This window comes from Herbaspirillum sp. RV1423 (assembly GCF_000577615.1).
Taxonomy (GTDB): domain Bacteria; phylum Pseudomonadota; class Gammaproteobacteria; order Burkholderiales; family Burkholderiaceae_D; genus Herbaspirillum.
The window spans coordinates 79,307-103,115 of sequence record NZ_CBXX010000013.1; the positions used below are offsets into that span (position 1 = coordinate 79,307).

Genomic DNA, 23,809 nt, shown 5'->3' on the forward strand with positions numbered 1-23,809 from the left:
TAGCGGAGCGAGCATGCATCTGATTTCCCGTACTGCGTATCTGACCTCTTTACTGGCGCTCGCAACGAGCCTGATTGCGGGACTGATACAGCCGTCCGCCGCGCATGCGGCCGGCGTCGCGGGCTTTTCCCCGCAAGGCGAGGTCGCGAAGATCCGTCAGGCGCGCGCAACATTTTCCGAAGAGATGGTCAAGTTCGGCGATCCCAAGGCGGCTGCGCCTTTCGATATCGATTGTCCGGTCGCGGGTACCTCGCGCTGGGCTGACGGCAAGAACTGGGTCTATGATTTTGAGCGCGACCTGCCGCCGGGAACGCGCTGCGCATTCACGCTCAAACCTGGCGTCAAAACCACGGCCGGCGCCGCGCTGACCGGTCGCAGCATGTTCCGCTTCAACACCGGCGGTCCGGCGGTCGTGCGGCAATTGCCGAACGGCGGCAATATCGAGGAAGAGCAAGCCTTCATCCTGTTCCAGAACGGTCCCGCCAATGCCGACACCGTGCGCGAACATCTGTATTGCGAAGCTGAAGGCGTGCATGAACGGATCCCCGTCAAATTTGCCAGCGAGGCCATGCGCAAGGATCTGCTCCAGCAGTTCGCCAAAAAAATCGATCCGGCGCTGGTGACGATCGTCCAATGCCGGCAGCGCCTGCCCAACGACGCCGCCGTCAGGCTGACCTGGGATAAGGGTATCGCCACGCCGTCGGGCATCGTCACGACGACTGCGCAGACCTTCAAGTTCCATGTGCGTCCGGAATTCTCGGCCAGTCTCAGTTGCGAGCGCGAGAACGCCAATGCGGCGTGTTCGCCGATCTTGCCGATGACCCTGTCTTTTTCGGCGCCGGTGCCGCGCAAGCTGGCCGAGGCGGTCGAATTGAAGAGCGCCAGCGGCAAGCTCAAGCCTTTTTTTGAAAAAGGCGACGCCAGCGAGACCGTGCACAGCCTGACCTTCAGGCCGCCGTTTGCGGAAAATGCGGAATTCACGATCAGCCTGCCATCCGGTTTCAAGGATGAAAGCGGGCGACCGCTCGTCAATGCCGCGATGTTCCCGCTCAAGTCGCGCACGGCCGGCTATCCGCCGCTGGCGAAGTTTCCCGCGGCGCCGTTCGGCATCATCGAGCTGAACGCCGATCCCACCTTGCCGGTGACGCTGCGCCGGGTCGAAGCCAATTTGCTGGTCCGCGGCGTCGACGGCAAGGCCTTGCCTGGCAAGGTGGCCAATCTCAAGGTCGACGATGACAAAGGCGTCATCGCCTGGCTCACGCGCCTGAACCGTTACCACGAACGTTGGGGCAATCCCGACAAGAAGGCCATCGATTCGCGCGCCGTCGGTTTGCTGGCGAAGGAACCAGGCGTGAAAATGCTGGACTTGCCGGCATTGACAGAGGCCAGGGACGGCGAACGTCCGTTTGAAGTCGTCGGCATTCCGCTCCGGGACCCGGGCTTTTATGTGGTCGAGCTGGCGTCGCAAAAACTCGGCGCCTCGCTGCTCGGCAAGCCGGCGCCGATGTATGTACGCACCAGTGCGCTGGTCACCAACCTGTCGGTACATGTCAAGACCGGACGCGAAAATAGCGCCGTGTGGGTGACCACGCTGGATACTGCCAGACCGGTGGCCGATGCCGACGTGCGTATTTCCAATTGCAGGGGCGAAGAGCTGTGGCGCGGCAAGACCGGCGCTACTGGCGTGGCGATGGTCGCCAGGCGCATCGAGGATGTGTGCGCCAGCGGCAAGACCGAGGACGGCGCCATCGGCGGCCTGTTCGTCAGCGCGCGCAAAACCGACGACAAGGGACGCGCCGACATGGCGTTTGCATTGACGTCGTGGAACGAAGGCATCGAGTCGTGGCGCTTCAACTTGCCGACGGATCGTTCGGACAATGCCACCGCGCGCGCGCATACGATCTTCGATCGGACGCTGTTCCGCGCCGGCGAGACGGTGTCGATGAAGCATATGTTCCGCCTGGAAGACATGAACGGCTTTGCCTTGGCGGGCAAGGGCAAGTTGCCGGGGCGCGTGCGCATCATCCACCAAGGGAGCGGCCAGGAGTTTCAGTTTCCGTTGGTCTGGCGCGGGCAGAAATCCGCCGAGACGGTCTTTGCGATTCCCAAGGATGCCAAGCTGGGAAGTTACGATGTGATGCTCGACAGCGGCAAGGTCAAGAGCGGCGACGAGGCGGGCGCGGCGACGGAAGACGGCGATTACGGTCCGGGCAGTTACGGCACCGGCAGTTTCCGGGTGGAAGAGTTTCGTCTGCCGCTGATGCAGGGACGCATCACGCCGGTGCTCGCCGGCAAGGGCAGCCTGGTGGCGCCGAAAGAGCTGCCGCTCGACGTGCAGCTCAATTATCTGAACGGCGGCGGCGCATCGGGGCAGGCGGTGCGCATTACCAGCCTGATGCGTCCTAAGGACGTGAGCTTTCCGGCATATGAAGGCTATTCCTTCGACGCAGGCAGTTATGGCGGCTACGACGGCGAGAATGGCAGCGGCGGCAACGGCCAGAATGACGACCAGAAAATCGTCGCCGACAAATTGCCGGTGACGCTGGACAAGACCGGCGCCGGTCGCACCACGATCAAATCCTTGCCGGCGGTGAAGACGCCGCGCGAACTGCTGACCGAAATGACCTACAGCGATCCCAACGGCGAGATCCAGACCATCTCCAATGTCACCTCGCTGTGGCCGTCGGCGGTGATCGTCGGCATCAAGGCCGGCAATTGGGTCTCGGTGAAAAAGAAACTGGCGCTGAGCATGGTGGTGCTGAACGCCGCAGGACAGCCGCAAGCCGACGTGCCGATCGAAGTGAGCGCCGAGGCGAAACAGACCAACTCGCATCGCAAGCGCATGGTAGGCGGTTTCTACGCCTATGAAAACGTCAAGTCGTCGCAGAACCTCGGCACGCTATGCACGGGCAAGACCGACAAGCATGGCGTACTGATTTGCGAAGCGTCCTTGTCCGAGGCCGGCAACGTCGAACTGACGGCGATGGCAAAGGACGCCGTCGGCAACGCCTCTTTCGCCAAGACATCGGTATGGGTGACGCGTCAGGGCGAGCTGTGGTTCGACGGCGAAAACCAGGATCGCATCGACATCCTGCCCGAGAAGAAAACCTACCAGCCCGGCGAGACCGCCAAATTCCAGGTGCGCATGCCGTTCCGCTATGCGACTGCCCTGGTGGCGGTGGAACGCGAAGGCGTGATCGAAACGCAGGTGGTGCAACTGAGCGGGCAAGACCCGACCGTCAGCTTGCCGGTCAAGGGCGGCTTTGCGCCCAACGTCTATGTGTCGGTGCTGGCGGTGCGCGGCCGCATGCGCGAAGTGCCGTGGTATTCCTTCTTCACCTGGGGCTGGAAGGAACCGATCAACTGGTGGCATGAGTTCAAGGAATATCAGGCGCCCGGGACCATGGTCGATCTGGCCAAGCCCGCGTACAAGTTCGGCATTGCCGAGATTGCGGTCGGCAGCGCGGCGCATCAGTTGAAGGTGGCGGTGAGCGCCGACAAGGCCAGTTATCCGATACGCTCCGTCGCCAGGGTCAATGTGCAGGTCAGCCTGCCGGACGGCAAGCCGGCGGCGGGAGCGGAAATCGCGCTGGCGGCGGTGGACGAAGCGCTGCTCGAACTGCAACCCAACACCAGTTGGAACTTGCTGTCGGCGATGCTGCAGCGGCGCAGCTATGGCGTGGAGACCGCCACTGCGCAGATGCAGGTCGTCGGCAAGCGCCACTATGGCAAGAAGGCGACGCCGGCGGGCGGCGGCGGCGGCAAATCGCCGACGCGTGAACTGTTCGATACGCTGCTGCTGTGGAAGCCGTCCATTGTGCTCGACGCCAACGGCAGGGCGCAGGTCGACGTGCCGCTCAATGACGCATTGACGGCGTTCCGCATCGTCGCGGTCGCCGAAAGCGGCGCCGGTCTGTTCGGCACCGGCGCGACCAGCATCCGTTCGACGCAGGACGTGCAAATCATTTCCGGCCTGCCGCCGCTGGTGCGCGAAGGCGACCGGTTCAATGCCGTGATCACGGTGCGCAACACCACGGCGCGCAACATGCAGGTCCGGCTGACGGCCAGAGCCTCGGCTTCCGCGCCGATTGCCTTGCAGGACAAGGACATCGCGATTCCCGCGGGCGAGGCGCGCGAAGTCATGTGGCCGGTTGCCGTGCCTGCCGACATTGCCCAATTGACGTGGGACATTGCCGCGCAAGAGCAATCGGCGCAGGCCGCGAAAGACAGCATCAGGTTCGTCCAGCGCGTATTGCCGGCCGTACCGGTGACGGTGCAGCAGGCGACGCTGTTCCAGCTCGACAAGACGTTCGCGATGAATGTGGCGCCGCCGGCGGACAGCCTGCCGAATCGCGGCGGATTGGCCATTTCGCTCAAGCCGAGCCTGGCGGGCGGCAGCGAAGGCATTCGCAAGTATTTCGCCGATTATCCGTTCGCGTGCCTGGAGCAGCGCGCATCCAAAGCGATCGGCCTGCGCGATGACGCCATGTGGCAAAAACTGCTCGTCGAACTGCCGACTTATCTCGATGCCGACGGCCTGGCGTATTACTTCCCGCCCAGCGAGTCGAATGCGCGGCGCGGCAGCGATACGCTGACGGCTTACCTGCTGGCGGCATCGAACGAGGCGTCGTACGCCTTGCCGGTGCAGAGCCGCGACAAGATGCTCGACGGTCTCGCCGCTTTCGTCGAGGGCAAGCTGACGCGCGAATTCTGGGCGCCGAAAAAGGACCTCGACATCCGCAAGCTGTCCGCATTGGAGGCGCTGTCTCGCTATCACCGCGTGCAGCCGTCCATGCTCGGTTCGCTGCAGATCAATCCCAATCTGTGGCCGACCTCGGCGGTGCTCGACTGGATCGCCATCCTGCAGCGCGTGACCACGATACCCGAACGCGACCGGCGTCTGGCCGAAGCCGACCAGATCATTCGCTCGCGCCTGAACTACCAGGGCACGCGCATGGGATTTTCCAACGAGGAAAGCGACTACTGGTGGTGGCTCATGGCCAGCGGCGACAGCAACGCCAATCGCCTGATCCTGACCATGCTGAATAACCCGGCCTGGCGCGACGACATGCCCAAGCTGATCAGCGGCGCCATCCAGCGCCAGCAGCGCGGACACTGGAGCACCACTACCGCCAATGTGTGGGGCGGTCTGGCGCTGGAGAAATTCAGCCACGCCTTTGAGACGGAAAAAGTCGCCGGCAACACGCGCATCGCCTCCGATCAGGGTAGTAGCGGTCATGCGTGGAGCGGCGCCGGCGCTGCTGGCGGCAAGCTGGCGATGGCATGGGGACCGACCGCACCAGGGACATTGAAATTTAGTCAGGAAGGCGCCGGCAAGCCGTGGATCACCGTGCAAAGCCTGGCCGCCGTACCGTTGAAGACGCCATCCGGCAGCGGCTATCGCATCACCAAGACGATCGTACCGGTCGAGCAAAAGCAGAAGGGCGTCTATACTCGCGGCGACGTGTTGCGCGTCAATCTCGACATCGACGCGCAGACCGACATGACCTGGGTAGTGCTGAGCGATCCGATTCCGGGCGGCGCCAGCTTGCTGGGTTCGGGACTGGCGCGCGATTCGGCGATCACGCGCAGCGGCGAGGATGACGGCCGTTCACGCAGCAACGCCTGGCTGGCTTACGAGGAGCGCAGTTTCGAAGGCTACCGCGCTTACTATGAACGCTTGCCGAAAGGCCGTTCCAGCATCTCTTACACGGTGCGGCTGAACAACGCCGGCGAGTTCAGCCTGCCGCCGACGCGCGCCGAAGCGATGTACGCGCCGGAGATGTTCGGCGAGGTGCCGAACGCCACGATGAGCATCAAGGCGCAATGATGGCGTCGCGCATTCACCGGCGTTTTGCGGCATCACTGAAGGGCGTTCTTGCAACGATGTTGTTGTGTGTCGCCGGTGCGGCAGGTGCCGTGCCGGGTTTTGCGGAAGTGCAGCAGTCGTTCCGCTCGTCCGATGCCGGTTTGTATGACCGTCATGGCGAACTGCTCCAGCAGTTGCGCCTGAATCCCAATGAGCGCCGCCTGTCCTGGATTGCGCTGGAAGATGTGTCGCCAGCCTTGCGCAATGCCCTGATCGCATCGGAAGACCGGCGTTTCTACCAGCACAGCGGCATCGACTGGAACGCCGTCGCGGCGTCCGCCTGGGGCAATTTGTGGAATACGAAAACGCGCGGCGCTTCCACCATCACCATGCAACTGGCGGGTTTGATCTACGACGACTTGCGCCGCAAATCGGCGGCGCGCTCGCTGGCGCAAAAGGTGTCGCAGGCGTTCATCGCGCAATCGCTGGAACGCAACTGGCGCAAGGACCAGATTCTGGAGGCTTACCTCAACCTGGTCAGTTTTCGCGGCGAGCTGGTGGGGGTGCATGCCTTGTCTCGCGTCCTGTTCGCCAAACATCCGAGCGGCCTGAACCAGAGCGAAGCGGCAATTGCCGTGGCGCTGATCCGCGCGCCCAATGCCAGGCCGGCGAAGGTTTCGGAACGCGCCTGTGCGATTTTAAAAGAACAGAAATCGCCGCAGGAATGTGACGGCTTGCAAGGCCGTACCGAACTGGTGCTGGCGCGCGCGACCGCCAAAGGCGAAATCAGCGGCGCCGCGACGGCGCCGCAGCTTGCCCCGCATCTGGCGCGCAAGTTGCTCAAGGATGCCGGTCAGCCGGTCTACGCCACGCTCGATGCGGCGACTCAGCGTTTCGCCAGCGATGCCTTGCGTCGCCAGTTGTCGGCGCTGGTCGACCGCAATATCGAAGACGGCGCTGTAGTGGTGATCGACAATGCCAGCGGCGACGTGCTGGCCTGGGTTGGATCGAGCGGCTCGTTGTCCGGCGCGGCGCAGGTGGACGGTGTGCTGGCATTGCGCCAGGCCGGATCGACGCTCAAGCCGTTCCTGTATGAAATGGCGATCGAGAAGAAATGGCTCACGGCAGCATCGCTGCTGGACGATTCGCCGGTCAACCTGGCGACCTCGGCCGGACTGTATATTCCACAAAACTACGACAAGCAATTCAAGGGATTGGTCAGCCTGCGCACGGCGCTCGGGTCATCGCTGAACATCCCGGCGGTGCGCACGCTGGTGATGGTGACGCCGGAGCGTTTTTTCCGACGCTTGCAGACGCTGGGTTTCAATCTGCGCGAGTCAGGCGATTATTACGGTTACAGCCTCGCGCTGGGTAGCGCCGACGTCAGCTTGCTGGCGTTGACCAATGCCTACCGCGCGCTGGCGAACCAGGGCCGCTACAGTCCGGTGCGTACGGCAATGAACGATCCGCGCGTCGTCTATCGGCAGTCGATGGGCGACGACGCCTCGTTCATCGTCGGCGACATCCTGTCGGACCGCAGCGCCCGGGCACGGACCTTCGGCCTGGAGAGCGCCCTGTCGACGCGCGTCTGGACCGCCGTAAAAACCGGCACCTCGAAAGATATGCGCGACAACTGGTGCGTAGGATTTTCATCGCGCTACACGGTTGGAGTATGGGTCGGCAACGCTTCCGGCGCGCCGATGTGGGATGTGTCAGGCGTTACTGGCGCAGCGCCGGTCTGGCAGGAAGTGATGCAATACCTGCACCGGCAATCAGGTTCGCAGGAACCGGTGAAGCCGGTGTCGGTGGAGGCCCTGCCGATTCAGTTCGAGAATCAGCTTGAGGCTATGCGCACCGAATACTTCCTGCCAGGCACCGGCCAGCGCATGTTGCGTGTGGCGAAGTCGAACGATATCGCACCATCGATCGCCTATCCGACGCCGGGTATGCTGGTGGCGATCGATCCCGACATCCCGCCTTCGCGCCAGCGTCTGCGCTTCAGCGCGCAGGGAGTGAAGCAGGGAGCGTGGCTGCTTGACGGCAAACCGCTCGTCGGGCCGGCAGGAAGAAAAACGGGCGATCTCGGCTATGACTGGATGCCATGGCCGGGCAGGCACAAACTGGTTTTGCAGGACGTGAACGGCGCGGTGCTCGACCAGTTGCAGTTCGAGGTGCGCGGCGCGCTGGTGCGTCCGCCCGAAGGAAAAGCGGTGAAGAGTCGGGGCAGTCTGTCGGCCAAGTGAAGAGCAAGAGAATCGCGAAAATATCATTGGCCGGAAAACGCAAAAGGCCGACTGATTTTCATCAATCGACCTTTTATGTTTTGGTGCCCACGGAGGGACTCGGTCACGTGTCGCGACCCCGCCCGGCCTTGCAAGGCCAGGCTTTCGAGTCCCACCCGCAAGGCGCGCAGGCGCCTTGCTCGCGTACCCCAAAACGCAAAAGGCTGATTGATTTTCATCAATCAGCCTTTTATGTTTTGGTGCCCACGGAGGGACTCGAACCCCCACACCTTGCGGCACATGGACCTGAACCATGCGCGTCTACCAATTCCGCCACGTGGGCCTGAAGCGTTGCCACACAAGGCGGGCAGCGCTTAGAAGGGCTGAATAATACTTGCATTGCAGCAGACGGTCAACAAGAGAATCGGGAAAATACGATGCTTGCGCCCCGTTGGACTGACGCGTCGTTTACACTGTTGTTTTGTGGGCCGCCTGATCGAGGCAGGCTGAGGATAATTGCACATGAACTGGAAAAATGGATTGGCCCAACCCGGCGTCGCAACTGCCCTGGCAGCGGCCGCGCTGTTCGGTGCGGGAATGCCGCTGGCAAAGTATTTGTTGCGTGACATGTCGCCATGGATGTTGGCCGCTTTACTGTACCTGGGATCGGGAACCGGCCTTGCGGTGTATCGGATGATTGTGCGTGCGCCGTCCGTGCATCTGCTTCGCGGCGAATTGCCGTGGTTCGCCGGCGCGGTGGTGGCGGGCGGGATCGTCGCTCCCGTTTTGCTGATGGTTGGATTGCTGAATATGCCTGCATCCGGCGCGTCGTTGTTGCTGAACGCGGAAGGCGTCTTTACCGCGTTGCTGGCCTGGTTTGTTTTCAAGGAAAACTTCGATCGCCGCATTGCGTGCGGCATGCTTGCTATTTCCGCCGGCGCGTTGATTCTCAGTTGGCCGGACCAGGCCGGCTTTGCGGGTTTCGTTCCGGCGCTGGCGATCCTTGGCGCGTGTCTGGCATGGGCGTTCGACAACAATCTGACGCGCAAGGTCTCGCTGACTGACGCAAGCTGGATCGCCTCGGTCAAGGGGCTGGTATCCGGTGCGGTGAATCTGACGCTGGCTGTCGCATTGGGGGCGACGCTGCCGGATCCGCTCCATGTCGGGGCGGCGATGCTGGTCGGGTTGTTGGCTTACGGCATGAGTCTCAGCTTGTTTGTGGTGGCGTTGCGCCACCTTGGCACGGCGCGTACGGGTGCCTATTTTTCTACCGCGCCTTTTCTTGGCGCGGCGCTGGCCCTGCTGATGGGGGAGGCACCGACCTTGGCTTTACTGGCGGCTGGGATGCTGATGGCGGTGGGGTTGTGGCTGCATCTGACGGAGCGTCACGAGCATATCCATACGCATGAAGAAATGGAGCATGAGCATGCCCACACGCACGAAGACGATGAGCATCATCGGCACACACATCCTTTTCCGGTCGCGCCGGGAGTGGAACATACCCACAAGCACAGTCATGGCGTCTTGACGCACGCGCATGCACACTTTCCGGATATGCATCACCGGCACAAGCACTGACAGTGGTGCGCAGGCACCTTGCTCGCGTACCCCAAAACGCAAAAGGCCGACTGATTTTCATCAATCGACCTTTTATGTTTTTGGTGCCCACGGAGGGACTCGGTCACGTGTCGCGACCCTGCCTGGCCTTGCAAGGCCAGGCTTTCGAGTCCCACCCGCAAGGCGCGCAGGCGCCTTGCTCGCGTACTCCAAAACGCAAAAGGCCGACTGATTTTCATCAATCGACCTTTTATGTTTTGGTGCCCACGGAGGGACTCGAACCCCCACACCTTGCGGCACATGGACCTGAACCATGCGCGTCTACCAATTCCGCCACGTGGGCAATAACGCGAAAGACAGAGATTATAGCCGATTTTCAGTTATTGTCAATCTCTTGCGTCGGGCAATTCGATTTATTTTCATTTGCGGTAGGGCGTTTCGGGCCTCTGCGTTAGGTAATTAAGGCAACCTCCGTTACACTAGGACCTGTTGCACCCAAGGGCCCAGGCCCGCCGTAGTCGTGTTCCAGCAGCTCGCCCGACGGCTCCGCTGTCGCGATGCTGATGAATAACAATTTACCTGATTACACTTTTGAGCCAATTTCCCTATTCCATCCCCAGCCGCGAGGAAATTCTCGGTATCCTGCGCACTTCTTCCGGCGCGCAAAATGTGATGACACTGGCCGCAGCGCTCAGCGTCAAACCTGAAGAAATGGATGGCCTGACGCGCCGCCTGAACGCGATGGAGCGAGATGGCCAGATCAAGCCCGACCGTTCCGGCAACTACCAGCTCACGCATTCTGCCAATTTCATCGAAGGCCGCGTCAGCAGCCATCGCGACGGTTTTGGTTTCCTGTTGCCGGATGACGGTAGCGACGACATTTTCCTGCCTGAGAAAGAGATGCAGAAGGTGTTGCATGGCGACCGCGTCCAGGCCCGCATCATCGGCACCGACCGCCGCGGCCGTCCGGAAGGCACGATCGTCGAAGTGGTGGCGCGCGCCAATACCCACGTCATCGGCCGCCTGCTCAATGAGAACGGCGTCTGGGTGGTGGCGCCCGAAGACAAGCGCATCGGCCAGGACGTGATCCTCGCCGGTTCGCCGGGCAAGGCCAAGGCGGGGCAGGTGGTCAGCGTCGAGCTGACCGAGCAGCCATCGCGCTACACCCAGCCGGTCGGCAAAATTGCCGAAATCCTCGGCGACATCGACGACCCGGGCATGGAAATCGAAATCGCCGTGCGCAAGTACGGCGTGCCGCATGAATTTTCTGAAGCTGCCAAAAAGCTGGCATCAAAACTGCCGGGAGAGGTCCGGGCTGCCGACTTGAACGATCGCGTCGACTTGCGCGACGTGCCGCTGGTCACCATCGATGGCGAAGATGCGCGCGACTTCGATGACGCGGTCTATTGCGAACCAGTCAAGATCGGTCGCGCCAAAGGCTATCGCCTGATCGTTGCGATTGCCGACGTCAGCCACTATGTGAAGCCCAACGATGCGCTCGATGTCGACGCGCTGGAGCGCAGCACCTCGGTGTATTTCCCGCGCCGCGTGATTCCGATGCTGCCGGAAAAACTGTCGAACGGCTTGTGCTCGCTGAATCCCGATGTCGATCGCCTGACGCTGGTGTGCGATGCCGTCATTACCGCCAAGGGCGAGGTCAAGGCATACCAGTTCTATCCGGCGGTGATCCATTCCGCCGCGCGTCTGACCTATACCGAAGTCGCCTCCGTGCTGGCCAACACCAAAGGTCCGGAAGCCGCCAGGCGCGCCGGCCTGGTGCCGCATCTGCTGCATCTCTACGAAGTATTCCAGGCGCTATTGCAGGCGCGCCATGCACGCGGTGCGATCGATTTCGAAACCACCGAAACCTACATCGTCTGCAACGCCGCCGGCAAGATCGAGAAGATCCTGCCGCGTACCCGCAACGATGCGCACCGTCTGATCGAAGAGTGCATGCTGGCGGCCAACGTCTGCGCCGCCGATTTGCTGCATCGTCACGAGCATCCGGGTTTGTATCGCGTCCACGCCGGACCGACCAAGGAAAAGCTCAACCAGTTGCGCACCTTCCTCAAGCAGATCGGCCTGAACCTGGGCGGCGGCGATACGCCGAGCGCGTCCGACTATGCCGAGCTGATGCCAAAGATCAAGTCGCGTCCAGATGCCTTGCTGATCCAGACCATGCTGCTGCGTTCGATGCAGCAGGCCGTCTATAGTCCGGAAAACATCGGCCACTTCGGCTTGTCGTATGATTCTTACGCCCATTTCACCAGCCCGATCCGCCGTTATCCGGATTTGCTGACGCACCGCGCGATCAAGGCGATCCTGCTCGGCAAGCGTTACGATCCCAAAGGCATCGACACCAGCGTGCTCAACACCATGCTGTCGCCGGCCGCGCGCAAGGCGCAGGCGCTGGATCGCGCCAACGGCAAGAAGAAATCGGAAAGCAGCATTGCCATCTGGGAAGCGCTCGGCATTCACTGTTCCGCCAATGAGCGTCGCGCTGACGAAGCCTCGCGCGACGTCGAGGCATGGCTCAAGTGTTACTTCATCCGCGACAAGCTGGGCGAAGAATTCACCGGCACGATTTCCGGCGTCGCCACGTTCGGCATCTTCGTGCAACTGGATGCGCTGTACATCGAGGGCATGGTGCATGTCACCGAACTGGGTGCGGATTACTTCCAGTACGATGAAGCGCGCCACGAATTGCGCGGCGAACGCACCGGCATCCGCTACCAGTTGACCGACCGCGTCACGGTGCAGGTCAGCCGCGTTGATCTCGATGCGCGCAAGATCGATCTGCGCCTGGTGACAGAACCGGGCATTCGCACCATCCTCAAGAATGAAGCGCGTCGCGCGGAAAGCGCCCAACAGGCGCGCAGCAAAGGCTCCCCAGGCACCGGCGCCAAACCGGGTGCGAAGACGGCGGCGCCGGCCGGCAAGCCTGCAACGGCTGGCAAGGCGGCAGCCGGCAAAGGCAAGGCAACCGTACGCGTCAAAGGCGCGGTTGAGTCGGAGCGCAAGCGACCGGCGAAGGGGTTCTCCCGACCCAGCAAGAAGAAACGCTGAAACAGCGCGACGCAATCTAAGGTAAAAGAAGCAAAGCACATGAAAAGTAAAATGATTTTTGGTTTCCACGCCGTCACCTCGCGGATTCGCCACGAGGCGTCGTCGGTGGAGGAACTGTACGTCGACGCGGACCGCAACGACGCCCGCATGCGCGACCTGCTGCATGCCGCCAAGGCGGCCGGCGTGCGCATCATCCAGGCGGACGACCAGCGCCTGTCGAATATCGTCGGCACGCGCCGCCACCAGGGCGTGGTCGCCAAAGCCGGCGAGCTGTCGCTGGCGCGCAATCTGGACGAGCTGCTGGACGCCATCGAAGGGCCGCCCTTGCTGCTGATCCTCGACGGCATCACCGATCCGCACAACCTCGGCGCCTGCCTGCGTGTCGCCGACGGCGCAGGCGCGCATGCCGTGATTGCGCCCAAGGATCGTGCAGTCGGCCTCAACGCCACTGCCGCCAAGGTTGCCAGCGGCGCAGCGGAAACCGTGCCTTACATCACCGTGACCAATCTGGCGCGCACCATGCGCGACCTCAAGGACCGCGGCGTCTGGCTGATCGGCACCACCGACGATGCCGAAAAAGACCTGTATGCCGGAGATTTCACCGGTCCGACTGCGCTCGTCATGGGTTCGGAAGGCGAGGGCATGCGCCGTCTGACACGTGAAACCTGCGATTTGCTGGTCAGTATCCCGATGTTCGGCTCGGTCGAGAGCCTGAACGTCTCCGTCGCTTCCGGCGTCTGTCTGTACGAAGCCCGCCGGCAGCGTCTGCCCAAGTAATCCGGGCGCCTGCCGGGATCTCCGGCAGGCATTTCTCCCTCGTATGATCCCTTTATTGACGTCAGGAAAACCGGGCCATGCTCGGCAAGACCGACAGTAAACGATTAAGATTGCACTTCCCGCATCGACACAGACCGTATTGATTCCAAATCTATGTTTACCCAACTTCGAGAAGACATTTCCAGCATCATCGAACGCGATCCGGCAGCGCGCAACGCTTGGGAAGTCTTGACCTGTTATCCGGGCCTGCACGCGGTGGTATTGCATCGTATTGCACACAAATGCTGGATCAACGGTTTGAAGTGGTTGGGGCGTTTCATCTCGCAACTGGCGCGTTGGTTCACCGGTATCGAAATCCATCCGGGCGCCACCATCGGCCGCCGCGTCTTTATCGACCACGGCTTCGGGGTGGTGATCGGTGAGACCGCCGAGATCGGCGACGACTGCACCATCTATCAGGGCGTGACATTGGGCGGCACCTCGCTCAACAAGGGCGCCAAGCGCCATCCGACGCTGGGGCGCGGCGTCATCATCGGCGCGGGCGCGCAGGTGCTGGGCGGCTTCACCGTCGGCGATGGCGCCAAGGTGGGTTCAAACGCTGTGGTGGTCAAGGAAGTGCCGCCGGGCGCGACTGCCGTCGGCAATCCGGCCCGCGTGGTGCGCAAGGAAGTGCAGGATCCGCGCGAACAGGCTGCGGCGCGCATGTTTGCCGCCTACGGCGTCATGCCCAACGGCGACGATCCCTTGTCCAAGGCGCTGCATGGCCTGATCGACCAGGCTGCCGCGCAAGAACATCAGATCGAAGTCATCCTGGCGGCGTTAAAGAGTGCCGGTATCGGTTGCCAGAAGTTGGAAGAGCTGGAAAAATTCGATCCCGCCCAGTTGAACAAGCTGGTGGAATGAAAAAAGAGGAGCGATTGCTCCTCTTTTTTTCTTCGGGATTGTTATTCCAATTCCATTCCAGTGGCATCGAAACGATGCAGCACGCCATCCTGCGTCAGGCTGATCCAGCCGCCGCGCGCCGGTTCCACGTCGTATTCCCAGTCAGGCAAGACATAGCGCAGGAGCGTTCGGCCACCGGCTTCGACGGCATGCAACGCCGGGCGATGCGTGTGGCCGTGGATCAGCGTTTGCGTCCCGGTGCTGTCGTAGAGATTGCGGATGGCGTCGGCGTTGACGTCCATGATCTCGTACGATTTTTCCTTATTGGCATCCTTGCTGTTTTGGCGCACGCCTTCGATGATGGCTTTGCGCTGGGCCAGCGGCATGGTCAGGAATTGTTGTTGCCAGGCCGCTTGCCGCACTTGCGCACGAAACGCCATGTACGCCGTGTCATCGGTGCATTGCGCGTCGCCATGCGCCAGCGTGATGTCGCGTCCGGCCAGGCGGATTACGTGCGGATCGTCGAGGATGGTCAGTCCGGCGGCTTCGGCAAAGCTGGCACCGACCAGGAAATCGCGGTTGCCGGCAATCCAGAACAGTTGTACGCCCCGGTCGCTCAGGCGGCGCAAGGCGTCGGCGATGGCGCGGTTGTAAGGTGTGTCGAGATCGTCGTCGCCGGCCCAGTATTCGAAGATGTCGCCGAGCAGATACAGGTGTTCGGCGAACGCCGCCCGCTGCGTCAGGAAATCGAAGAATGCCTGCGTCGTGCGCGGCAGGCCGGCCTGCAAATGCAGGTCGGAAATGAAAAGCGCAACCGCCCGGGGTTGCGCTTTCGATAAAGACGATGTGTCGGTCATCGGAGAGGAGCGATGGCGGTCGCTCAGACCACTTCAGCCTTTTCGATTACCACGTCGTCGACCGGCACATCGGCGAACATGCCCGAACGGGTGGTCTTGACATCCTTGATCTTGTCGATCACTTCGGTGCCTTCGACGACCTTGCCGAATACACAGTAGCCCCAGCCGTCCTGACCCGGATGGTCGAGGAAGCTGTTGTTCTTGACGTTGACGAAGAACTGGGCCGATGCCGAATGCGGCGCCGAAGTGCGGGCCATGGCCAGGGTATACGGCTCGTTCTTGAGGCCGTTATTGGCTTCGTTTTCTACCGGATCGTTGGTCGGCTTTTGCTTCATGCCTGGTTCGAAGCCGCCGCCCTGGATCATGAAGCCGTCGATCACGCGATGAAAAATGGTGCCGGAGTAGTGGCCTGAGTTGACGTAAGCCAGGAAGTTTTCAACAGTCTTCGGCGCTTTTTCCGCGTCCAGTTCGACCTTGAAGTTACCGTGGTTGGTGGTGAAGAGAACAGCCATGAGAATCCCTTTTGCGTAATAAAAAAATGAATGGGTATTACTTGATCAGCGTCGCCGACTGGATCACGACCGGCGTCACCGGCACATCGTCGTACATGCCGCTGCTGCCGGTGCGGACCTGCTTGATCTTGTCCACCACGTCCGCGCCCTGGACGACCTTGCCGAACACCGCATAACCCCAGCCGTCGCGGCTCGGATAGTTCAGCGGCCCGTTGTTGGCGACGTTGATGAAGAATTGCGCGGCGGCGGAGTGCGGATTGGAGGTACGCGCCATGGCGATAGTATACGCTTCGTTTTTCAAGCCGTTCCTGGCTTCGTTCTGGATCGGGGCGTCAGTCGGCTTTTCGCGCATGTCCTTGTCGAAACCGCCGCCCTGAATCATGAAGCCGTTGATCACGCGGTGGAAGATGGTGCCGTTGTACTGACCCTTTTTGACGTATTGCAGGAAATTGGCCACGGTGACCGGCGCCTTGTCGGCATCCAGTTCCAGCGTGATGTCGCCCATGCTGGTCTTGAGCAGCACGCGCGGGGCGTCAGCCGCATGCGCCAGCAGGGCGGCGCCGGACAGGGAGAGCACGGCGAGGCATTGCAGCAGCTTGCGGCGGGACATCAGGGTTTGAATCATGTGGAGCTTTCCTTGCTGAAAAAGACTGAAATGAGTGGCGGAACGGATGTGGAAATCGCTCAGGCTGCGCCTTCGTAGACGATCTTCCATTGCGCTCCTTCTTTTTGCCAGTATTGGCGTTTGCGGACCGCATTCTTGTTTTTGCCGACGGCAGTTTCCTGGATGAAAGTACTGACGATCAGCTCATCCTTGCCGGGGTAGCGGTACAGGCTGAGGTCTCGCACTTTGACACTGGAAGGACGGGCGCCGTTCAGGCTTTTTTGCTGGCGGGAAAACCAGGTACCGAGGCTTTCGCCCAGGCTGGAGCGGAAGGCCGGAGAATAGTTTGCCAGCACCTTATCGGCATCCGGAGCTTCCATGTCCTGCTGCCACTGGTCCATGAACTTGCTGGCCGAGCCGCGTTCCTTGTCCCATTCGCTCTTGTTGACGAACTGGATGCCATCGCTGATCACGACCACGGTCTTGCCGACTTCGGCGGTGGAGTACAGGCTTTGCAGGTCGGGGTTGGCCAGCACCACACAACCGTCGGAAGACAGCGGCGGACGGCTGAAGTTGTCGGATGGCGTGCCGTGCAGCCAGATGCCGGAGCCGCTGCGGCCGTTGCGCTTGTCCCACTCGTTGGGATAGTTGAGCGGCAGGGCGCCGGTGCCGTAAAAGTCAGGCAGCTTGGGGCCGGGAATACGGCCATTGACGTAATACACGCCGATCGGCGTACGCTGGTCGCCTTCGCGCGATTTGTTCACGCCATAGCGGCCTTGCGAAATATAGTAGTCGGTGATGAACTTGAGCTGGCCGCCCTGGTTTTCGTAGACATACATGCGCGAGCGACTGGTGTCGACCACCAACACGTTCTTCTGATCTTCGCCGACTTGCAACACCGGTTTCGGGATCAGGCTGGGGTTGGGGCGTTCCTGCAGCGATCGGATGCGTACCATGGCCTCGGCGCGCAAATCCTTGAGTTTGTCGGCTGGCGCATCGGCGATGGCGGCGAAGCCTTTGACCGGACGCGCGTGCATCATCAGCAGGTCGCCGCGTACCAGATGGCCGAGGCGAAAATGGGGATAGGCAGCCACCAGCGCATCGGCTTTGGCTTGCGCTTCCTGCAAGCGGTTATTGCCCAGGTCTTTGTAAATGTCGAGCAGCAAGGCTTCGGGATCCGGCTTGTGGATTTCCGATTGCATGGCTTGCGGCGGGATCGCCGAAGAGGACGCAACGCTGGTCGCAACCGGCGCGCTGGCCAGGCAACTCAATATCAGTCGTCCAAGGACCGATCGCAAGGGCAATCCCTTGCGAGTATGTGCAGCGAAACGAACCATCAGCCTCCCACGCGCTCCTGTTTGATCAGCCACCTGTTGCCCTGTCTGGTCAGGATCAGTGTCTTGCGGCTGTTAACGGTCAGACGGTTGGAATTATATATCTGACGGAAGCGAACCGTGGCGGTGTCGTTTTTGATCGCGATCTGTGGCGCTTCGACCTTGACGCTGATGCGTCCTTTTTCCTCGATGCGGGCGCGTCGTTCGTCGGCCCATTCCTTGCGCGACTCGCCCTTGGGCGTTTGGAAGTCGCTGCCGTAGGCGGCCAGGTAGGATTTCACGTCCATGTCGCTCCAGGCCTTGGCCCAGTTGTTGACGGCTGCCAGCACCACGGCCTTGTCTTTTTCGGCGCGAGCGGCTTCGGCGGCCTTTTCAGCGGCTTTTTCGGCTGCCTTGTCGGATTTGGATGGCTTCTCTGCCTTGTCAGCCGGTTTTTCTACGGGCTTGTCGGCTGGCTTTTCCACTGGCTTCTCAACAGGCTTCGGTTTTTCAACCGGCGCAGGTTTGGCTGGAGCGGGTTCCGGTTTCGGTTCCGGCTTCGGCTTCGGCTTTACCTCCGGCGCGGGCGCCGGAGTCGGTGTTGGGGCGGGAAGCGGGGCCGGGATTGGCGCAGGCGTTGTTGCTACGGGCGCCGTCGGTTTGCTTGTCGTGCCTGCGCTCGCCAGTTTGGGAATTGTCCCGCCGGTAACGTTGCCGGCCAGCGTACGCACCAGTGTCAGTTTTGGTTGCGGGACGTTGCTGCCGGGATCGATCTGCAGCGCCTTGTCATAGGCCTGGCTGGCCAGCTTGGCGTAGATGTCGCCGAGGTTTTCGAGCGCGGTAGCGTAGGTCGGGTTGGTGCGGATCGCCATATCGAGTGTTGCGCGGGCCTTGTCGTATTGACCATTGGCGGCGTACAGCACTGCCAGGTTATTGTAAGGTTCAGGCAGGTCAGGGAAGTCTTCGGTCAGCTTGCTGAAGATGGCGATGGCTTCGGCGGACTTGTTCTGTTCTGCTAAGATCAGGCCTTTGACGAAACGCATCTGCGCGTCGCGCGGATGCTTTGCCAGTACCGCGTCCGTCTTGACCAGGGCTTCGGCATATTGCCCGGTGCGCATGAGTTTGTTGATGTCCGAAACCTCGGTGGCCTGCGCGGAGTAGATTGCGGCGATCAGGCCGGATAGAATGACGGTCTTGTTCAAAATGCCACGCAATGCATTGCGATATGTGTGCGGAGATGCAAGAGGCATGGTTTTCATCAATGCTATACTCGAACGAAAAGACGCATTTTATCAAAGAAGCACTATAAAAAGGGTTTTGGCAATCGTGTTGTATTCATGTTGTAGACCGCTATAAAAAAACAAGCGCGGACGCACTGAAACGTGCTGGCAGATGGCAACTCGCGCCACCCGCTCAGCATCGAAACGCATCACGAATGATTATTGCCGGAACCGATATTTCCCATCCATGAGCAATCTGAAAATCTACAACACGCTGGCGCGTGATAAGCAGGCTTTTTCCCCAATCGAACCGGGCAAGGTCCGCCTCTACGTATGCGGCATGACCGTGTACGACTACTGCCATCTCGGTCATGCGCGCGTGATGGTGGTGTTCGACATGGTGCAGCGCTGGTTGCGCGCTTCCGGATTCGACGTGACGTATGTGCGCAACATCACTGACATCGACGACAAGATCATCCAGCGCGCGATTGAAAACCGCGAGTCGATCGGCCAACTGACCCAGCGTTTCATCATTGCCATGGACGAAGATGCGGCTGCGCTCGGCGTGCAGAAGCCGGACCATGAGCCGCGCGCCACAGCTTACGTGCCGCAGATGCTGGCGATGATCGGTCAACTGGAAAAGAACGGGCTGGCTTATCAGGGCAGCGACGGCGACGTCAACTATTCGGTGCGCGATTTTCCCGGTTACGGCAAATTGTCGGGGAAATCGCTCGACGACCTGCGTGCCGGCGAGCGCGTCGACGTCAATGCCGGCAAGCGTGATCCGCTCGACTTCGTGCTGTGGAAAGCCGCCAAGGAAAGCGAACCGGGCGAAGTCAAATGGGATTCGCCGTGGGGCAAGGGACGTCCAGGATGGCATATCGAGTGCTCGGCCATGTCCGGCGAACTGCTCGGCGATCACTTCGACATCCACGGCGGCGGCCAGGATTTGCAGTTCCCGCACCATGAGAATGAAATCGCGCAATCCGAAGGTGCGCACCGGCACACCTTTGTGAATTACTGGATGCACAACGGTTTCGTCCGTGTCGACAATGAAAAAATGTCGAAATCGCTGGGAAATTTTTTCACTATCCGTGATGTGCTGAAAAAATACGATCCCGAAGTGGTACGCTTCTTCATTCTGCGCGCGCATTATCGTAGTCCGCTGAATTATTCGGACGCGCATCTGGATGACGCCCGCCAAGCCTTGACGCGTCTTTATACGGCGCTGAAAGAAGTGCCGGTGGACGACTTGGCGGCGGTTACGGCGGTGGACCAGGGTGAGGCGCATGCGCAGCGTTTTGCCGAAGCGATGAACGACGATTTCAATACGCCGGTGGCGATTGCGGTGTTGTTCGATCTCGCCAACGAGATCAACAAGAGCAAATCGGTTGCACTTGCCCGGCAATTGAAAGCGCTGGCCGGCGTGATCGGCCTGTTGCAGCGTCCGGCCGACAGTTTTCTCAAAGGCGGCGTCGGCAGCGAAGCTGCAGGATTGTCTGCGGCAGATATCGAAGCAAAGATCGCGGCGCGCATCGCCGCCAAAAAAGCAAAGAATTTCGCCGAAGCAGATGGCATCCGCGCGGAACTTGCCGCGGCCGGCGTGATTCTGGAAGACAAACCGGGCGGTTTGACCGAGTGGCGACGAGGCTGACGAGAATGACAAAAAACAATCCGACTGATCAGGCAATCAGCGTGCCGGCGTACTGGGAGGACGCCAAGGCGGAACTGATGAAGCGCGACCGCATCATGCGCAAGCTCATCCCGCAATTCGGCGACCTGCAGCTCACCGGGCGCGGCGATGCATTCACCACACTGGCGCGTTCCATCATCGGCCAGCAGATTTCCACCAAGAGCGCCCAGGCGGTCTGGCACCGTTTCCTTGAAACTTGCCCTAAATGCCTGCCGGTTCAGGTCATCAAGGCCGGACACGAGAATCTTGTCGCATGCGGTCTGTCCAAACGGAAGGCGGAATACATCCTCGACCTCGCCAATCACTTCAAGGCCAAGACCGTTCATCCCGACAAATGGGCGGAGATGGGCGACGAAGACGTCATTGCCGAGATGCTCCAGATCCGCGGGATCGGCCGCTGGACAGCCGAGATGTTTTTGATATTTAATCTGCTGCGGCCGAACGTCCTGCCGCTGGACGATCCAGGGTTGCTCAAGGGCATCAGCGACAGTTATTTTTCAGGTGAGCCGGTGTCGCGCAGCGATGCGCGCGAAGTTGCCGCCAACTGGGAGCCGTGGCGTACTGTTGCCACCTGGTATCTGTGGCGCAGTCTGGATGCCGTCGCGTCCTGACGATTGAAACGAATGAAGCGCTTGAATCGATTGCCTGGTTGGCAAAGCGGCAACGAAAATAAGGCGGCGCGGGCTGTTATACTGCCGCCTGTTCATGAAAATGAGTAAAGGAATACGATGAGCAAGTCGACAACGACATTTCTGGGTTTCGAGCAGGCGATCGCCGAACTCGACGCCAAAATCGAGGAGTTGCGCTTTGTGCAAGACGACTCGGCCGTCGATATCTCGGAAGAGATCGAGCGCCTGGTCAAAAAAAGTCAGCAACTGACCAAAGATATCTACGCCAAGCTGACGCCATGGCAAGTGTCGCAAATCGCACGTCATCCGCAACGTCCCTACACCATGGACTACGTGAATGAAATCTTCACCGACTTCCACGAACTGCACGGCGACCGCACCTATGCGGACGACCTGTCCATCGTCGGCGGCCTAGCGCGTTTCAACGGCCAGGCTTGCATGGTGATCGGCCACCAGAAGGGCCGCGACACCAAAGAACGCGCCATGCGCAACTTCGGCATGCCGAAACCGGAAGGCTATCGCAAGGCCATGCGCCTGATGAAAGTCGCCGAAAAATTCAATTTACCCATTTTTACCTTCGTCGATACGCCGGGCGCGTTTCCCGGCATCGATGCGGAAGAGCGCGGCCAGTCCGAAGCAATCGGCCACAATCTCTACGTCATGGCCGAACTGAAAGTGCCGCTGATCGCCACCATCATCGGTGAAGGCGGTTCCGGCGGCGCCCTGGCGATTGCGGTGGGCGACTCGGTGTTGATGCTGCAATATGCGACTTACTCTGTGATTTCGCCGGAAGGCTGCGCCTCGATCCTGTGGAAGACCGCGGACCGCGCTGCCGACGCCGCCGAAGCGCTGGGCCTGACTGCCCACCGCCTCAAGGCCATGGGACTGATCGACAAGATCGTCAACGAACCGCTGGGCGGCGCGCATCGCGATCCGAAGCAAATGGCCTCGCTGCTCAAGCGCGCGCTGGCCGATACGCTGCGCCAGTTCCAGGGCATCAAGACCAAGGAATTACTGGCGGCGCGTCATGAAAAGCTGATGAGCTACGGCAAATTCAAGGAACTCAATACGCAGGAATAAGCCTCTAGCCGGAGAACGTTTTTATCCCATAGCCGATGGCCTCGTTTGAGGCCATTGTCTCTTCTGCGAGCAGGAAAAACGCACATGTCTGCCTCAGGCGCCGTCCCATCCCTCCAGGAACAACTTGCCCAAGCCCTGCTTGCGTTGAGCACTTCGCATCGTTTCGATAACGGAGGCACGTTTCCCGCCGCATTTCCCTCGATGGCAATTGCCTACAGCGGCGGACTCGATTCATCCGTACTGCTGCATATCGCGACCGCGTTTGCGCGCGAGCGTGGCGTGCGCCTGTTTGCGTTCCATATCCATCATGGCATCAGCGTCAACGCCGACCGGTGGCAGGCGCATTGTCTGCAACAGTGCGAACGTCTTGGCGTCGCTTTCGGCACGCGCAACATCACGCTCGTGCAGAAGGACAAAAGCGGCGTGGAAGAGGCTGCGCGCGTTGCTCGTTATCAGGCGCTCGGCGCGTTGTGCCGCGAACACGGCGTGGAGTTGCTGCTTACTGCGCATCATCTGGACGACCAGGCCGAAACCGTGCTGTTGCAAATGCTGCGCGGCGCTGGCGTGGCCGGCCTGTCGGGCATGGACAGCGCCAACAAGGCGGCCGAGTTGCTCGGCAATGCCGGATTGCTGATGGCGCGCCCCTTGCTCGCCGCATCGCGCAGCGAACTCGAGCGATACGCGCAGCAGCAGGAAGTGCAGTTCGTGGAGGACGAATCCAACAGCGACACGCGCTATGCACGCAATGCGTTGCGGCACAAGGTCATGCCGGTGCTGGCGGAATTCTTTCCAGGATTCCAGGAGCGATTTGCGCGCGCGGCAGGACATGCGCAATCGGCACAGCGGTTGCTGATCGTGCTCGCGAGCCAGGACCTCGCCGCATGCATGGATGGAGAATACCTGAGCGTCCCGGCCTTGCGCCGACTCGACCCGGAACGGATCGACAACCTGTTGCGCTACTGGTTTGGCCTGCGTGGCTTGCGCATGCCGTCGGCGGCGTGGTTGCTGGAATTGCGCACGCAATTATTGGATGCGAAATATGATGCGCAACTTTGCGTGACGCACCCCGATTGCCATATCCGGCGTTATCGCGAGCGTGTTTTCCTGACGCCGCGACGGCCGCTGTTCGATGAGAATACGGCGCCGCAACCGTTTGTCTGGCGCGGCGAAGAAAAACTGCATTTCCCGCAGTTTGCCGGCAGCCTGTTTTTCGACGTTGCCGAACAAGGTTTCAACGCGGCATGGTTGCGCGAACAGCCATTGTCAGTATGTCTGCGCAGCGGCGGCGAACGCGTGAAGCTGGCATGGAACCGGCCGTCCAAGAGCCTTAAATATCACTATCAAAGCATGGATATACCAGCCTGGGAACGTCCGTATCTGCCCATCGTGTTTGCGCAGGAACAGATCCTGTATGCGGCAGGCATCGGCATGGATTGCCATGCGCAACGCGAGATCGGCGGGCAGGGCGACGGACCTCGCATTGCCTTGCGCTGGCAGGCCGATCTGGGCTGAGCGCCGCGTACCCGATATCCTCGCGCAGCAATGAAAAAAGCGGTTTGCCATGTTTCGATGGCAAACCGCTTTTGTT

Annotated in this window: 15 protein-coding genes and 2 tRNA genes; 10 read left to right on the forward strand and 7 right to left on the reverse strand. The window is 60.8% G+C overall.

Annotated features, from left to right (window positions below):
* Positions 1 to 13: 13 nt before the first annotated feature.
* Both RV1423_RS14250 and pbpC read left to right on the forward strand, forming a co-directional pair.
* Entirely contained in the window at positions 14 to 5,830 is a 5,817-nt protein-coding gene (locus RV1423_RS14250; RefSeq protein WP_034297730.1) for an alpha-2-macroglobulin, read from the forward strand.
* Between the two features lie 56 nt (positions 5,831 to 5,886).
* A complete protein-coding gene (gene pbpC / locus RV1423_RS14255) occupies positions 5,887 to 8,052 on the forward strand; it encodes a penicillin-binding protein 1C (RefSeq protein ID WP_034297790.1) in 2,166 nt (721 codons plus the stop codon).
* Between the two features lie 237 nt (positions 8,053 to 8,289).
* Here the strand turns inward: pbpC and RV1423_RS14260 are convergent.
* Positions 8,290 to 8,374, reverse strand: a tRNA-Leu gene (locus RV1423_RS14260).
* 179 nt (positions 8,375 to 8,553) lie between these two features.
* Here RV1423_RS14260 and RV1423_RS14265 point away from each other — a divergent pair.
* Complete coding sequence (locus RV1423_RS14265; RefSeq protein ID WP_034297732.1) at positions 8,554 to 9,609, forward strand: DMT family transporter; 1,056 nt, start codon at positions 8,554 to 8,556, stop codon at positions 9,607 to 9,609.
* Positions 9,610 to 9,846: 237 nt separating this feature from the next.
* Here the strand turns inward: RV1423_RS14265 and RV1423_RS14270 are convergent.
* Positions 9,847 to 9,931: transfer RNA gene (locus RV1423_RS14270), tRNA-Leu, on the reverse strand.
* A 248-nt stretch (positions 9,932 to 10,179) separates the two neighbouring features.
* Between RV1423_RS14270 and rnr the strand changes: the two genes are divergently transcribed.
* The 3 genes from rnr to cysE all read left to right on the forward strand — a co-directional run bounded on the left by rnr (position 10,180) and on the right by cysE (position 14,334).
* Positions 10,180 to 12,654, forward strand: coding sequence for a ribonuclease R (gene rnr / locus RV1423_RS14275; RefSeq protein ID WP_034297734.1), 2,475 nt, complete (start codon positions 10,180 to 10,182; stop codon positions 12,652 to 12,654).
* A gap of 39 nt (positions 12,655 to 12,693) precedes the next feature.
* Complete coding sequence (gene rlmB, locus RV1423_RS14280; protein ID WP_034297736.1) at positions 12,694 to 13,431, forward strand: 23S rRNA (guanosine(2251)-2'-O)-methyltransferase RlmB; 738 nt, start codon at positions 12,694 to 12,696, stop codon at positions 13,429 to 13,431.
* Positions 13,432 to 13,584: 153 nt separating this feature from the next.
* Positions 13,585 to 14,334 carry a serine O-acetyltransferase gene (cysE, locus tag RV1423_RS14285; protein WP_034297738.1) on the forward strand — a complete coding sequence of 250 codons (750 nt, stop codon included), beginning with the start codon at positions 13,585 to 13,587 and terminating at the stop codon, positions 14,332 to 14,334.
* A 41-nt stretch (positions 14,335 to 14,375) separates the two neighbouring features.
* On the opposite strand, the gene RV1423_RS14290 is transcribed toward cysE, so the two are convergent.
* Genes RV1423_RS14290 through RV1423_RS14310 form a run of 5 tightly spaced genes read right to left on the reverse strand, consistent with a single transcriptional unit; the run spans position 14,376 to position 18,858 of the window.
* Positions 14,376 to 15,170, reverse strand: coding sequence for a UDP-2,3-diacylglucosamine diphosphatase (locus tag RV1423_RS14290; RefSeq protein WP_034297739.1), 795 nt, complete (start codon positions 15,168 to 15,170; stop codon positions 14,376 to 14,378).
* Between the two features lie 23 nt (positions 15,171 to 15,193).
* Positions 15,194 to 15,682, reverse strand: coding sequence for a peptidylprolyl isomerase (locus tag RV1423_RS14295; protein WP_034297742.1), 489 nt, complete (start codon positions 15,680 to 15,682; stop codon positions 15,194 to 15,196).
* Between the two features lie 37 nt (positions 15,683 to 15,719).
* The gene (locus tag RV1423_RS14300) at positions 15,720 to 16,307 is read right to left on the reverse strand and encodes a peptidylprolyl isomerase (protein ID WP_034297744.1); all 588 of its coding nucleotides are present in this window, start codon (positions 16,305 to 16,307) and stop codon (positions 15,720 to 15,722) included.
* Between the two features lie 59 nt (positions 16,308 to 16,366).
* On the reverse strand, positions 16,367 to 17,623 hold the full coding sequence (locus tag RV1423_RS14305; RefSeq protein WP_034297747.1) for a L,D-transpeptidase family protein: 1,257 nt from the start codon (positions 17,621 to 17,623) through the stop codon (positions 16,367 to 16,369).
* Complete coding sequence (locus tag RV1423_RS14310; RefSeq protein WP_051516687.1) at positions 17,623 to 18,858, reverse strand: nuclear transport factor 2 family protein; 1,236 nt, start codon at positions 18,856 to 18,858, stop codon at positions 17,623 to 17,625. The genes RV1423_RS14305 and RV1423_RS14310 overlap by 1 nt, the downstream gene beginning before the upstream one ends.
* 208 nt (positions 18,859 to 19,066) lie before the next feature.
* On the opposite strand from RV1423_RS14310, the gene cysS reads away from it, so the two are divergent.
* The 4 genes from cysS to tilS all read left to right on the forward strand — a co-directional run bounded on the left by cysS (position 19,067) and on the right by tilS (position 23,733).
* Positions 19,067 to 20,473, forward strand: a complete 1,407-nt coding sequence (gene cysS, locus RV1423_RS14315) for a cysteine--tRNA ligase (RefSeq protein ID WP_034297752.1) — start codon at positions 19,067 to 19,069, stop codon at positions 20,471 to 20,473.
* Positions 20,474 to 20,478: 5 nt separating this feature from the next.
* Positions 20,479 to 21,123, forward strand: a complete 645-nt coding sequence (locus RV1423_RS14320; RefSeq protein WP_034297754.1) for a DNA-3-methyladenine glycosylase — start codon at positions 20,479 to 20,481, stop codon at positions 21,121 to 21,123.
* 117 nt (positions 21,124 to 21,240) lie between these two features.
* Complete coding sequence (locus RV1423_RS14325) at positions 21,241 to 22,221, forward strand: acetyl-CoA carboxylase carboxyltransferase subunit alpha (protein WP_034297757.1); 981 nt, start codon at positions 21,241 to 21,243, stop codon at positions 22,219 to 22,221.
* An 84-nt stretch (positions 22,222 to 22,305) separates the two neighbouring features.
* On the forward strand, positions 22,306 to 23,733 hold the full coding sequence (gene tilS, locus RV1423_RS14330; protein ID WP_034297760.1) for a tRNA lysidine(34) synthetase TilS: 1,428 nt from the start codon (positions 22,306 to 22,308) through the stop codon (positions 23,731 to 23,733).
* Positions 23,734 to 23,809: the final 76 nt, after the last annotated feature.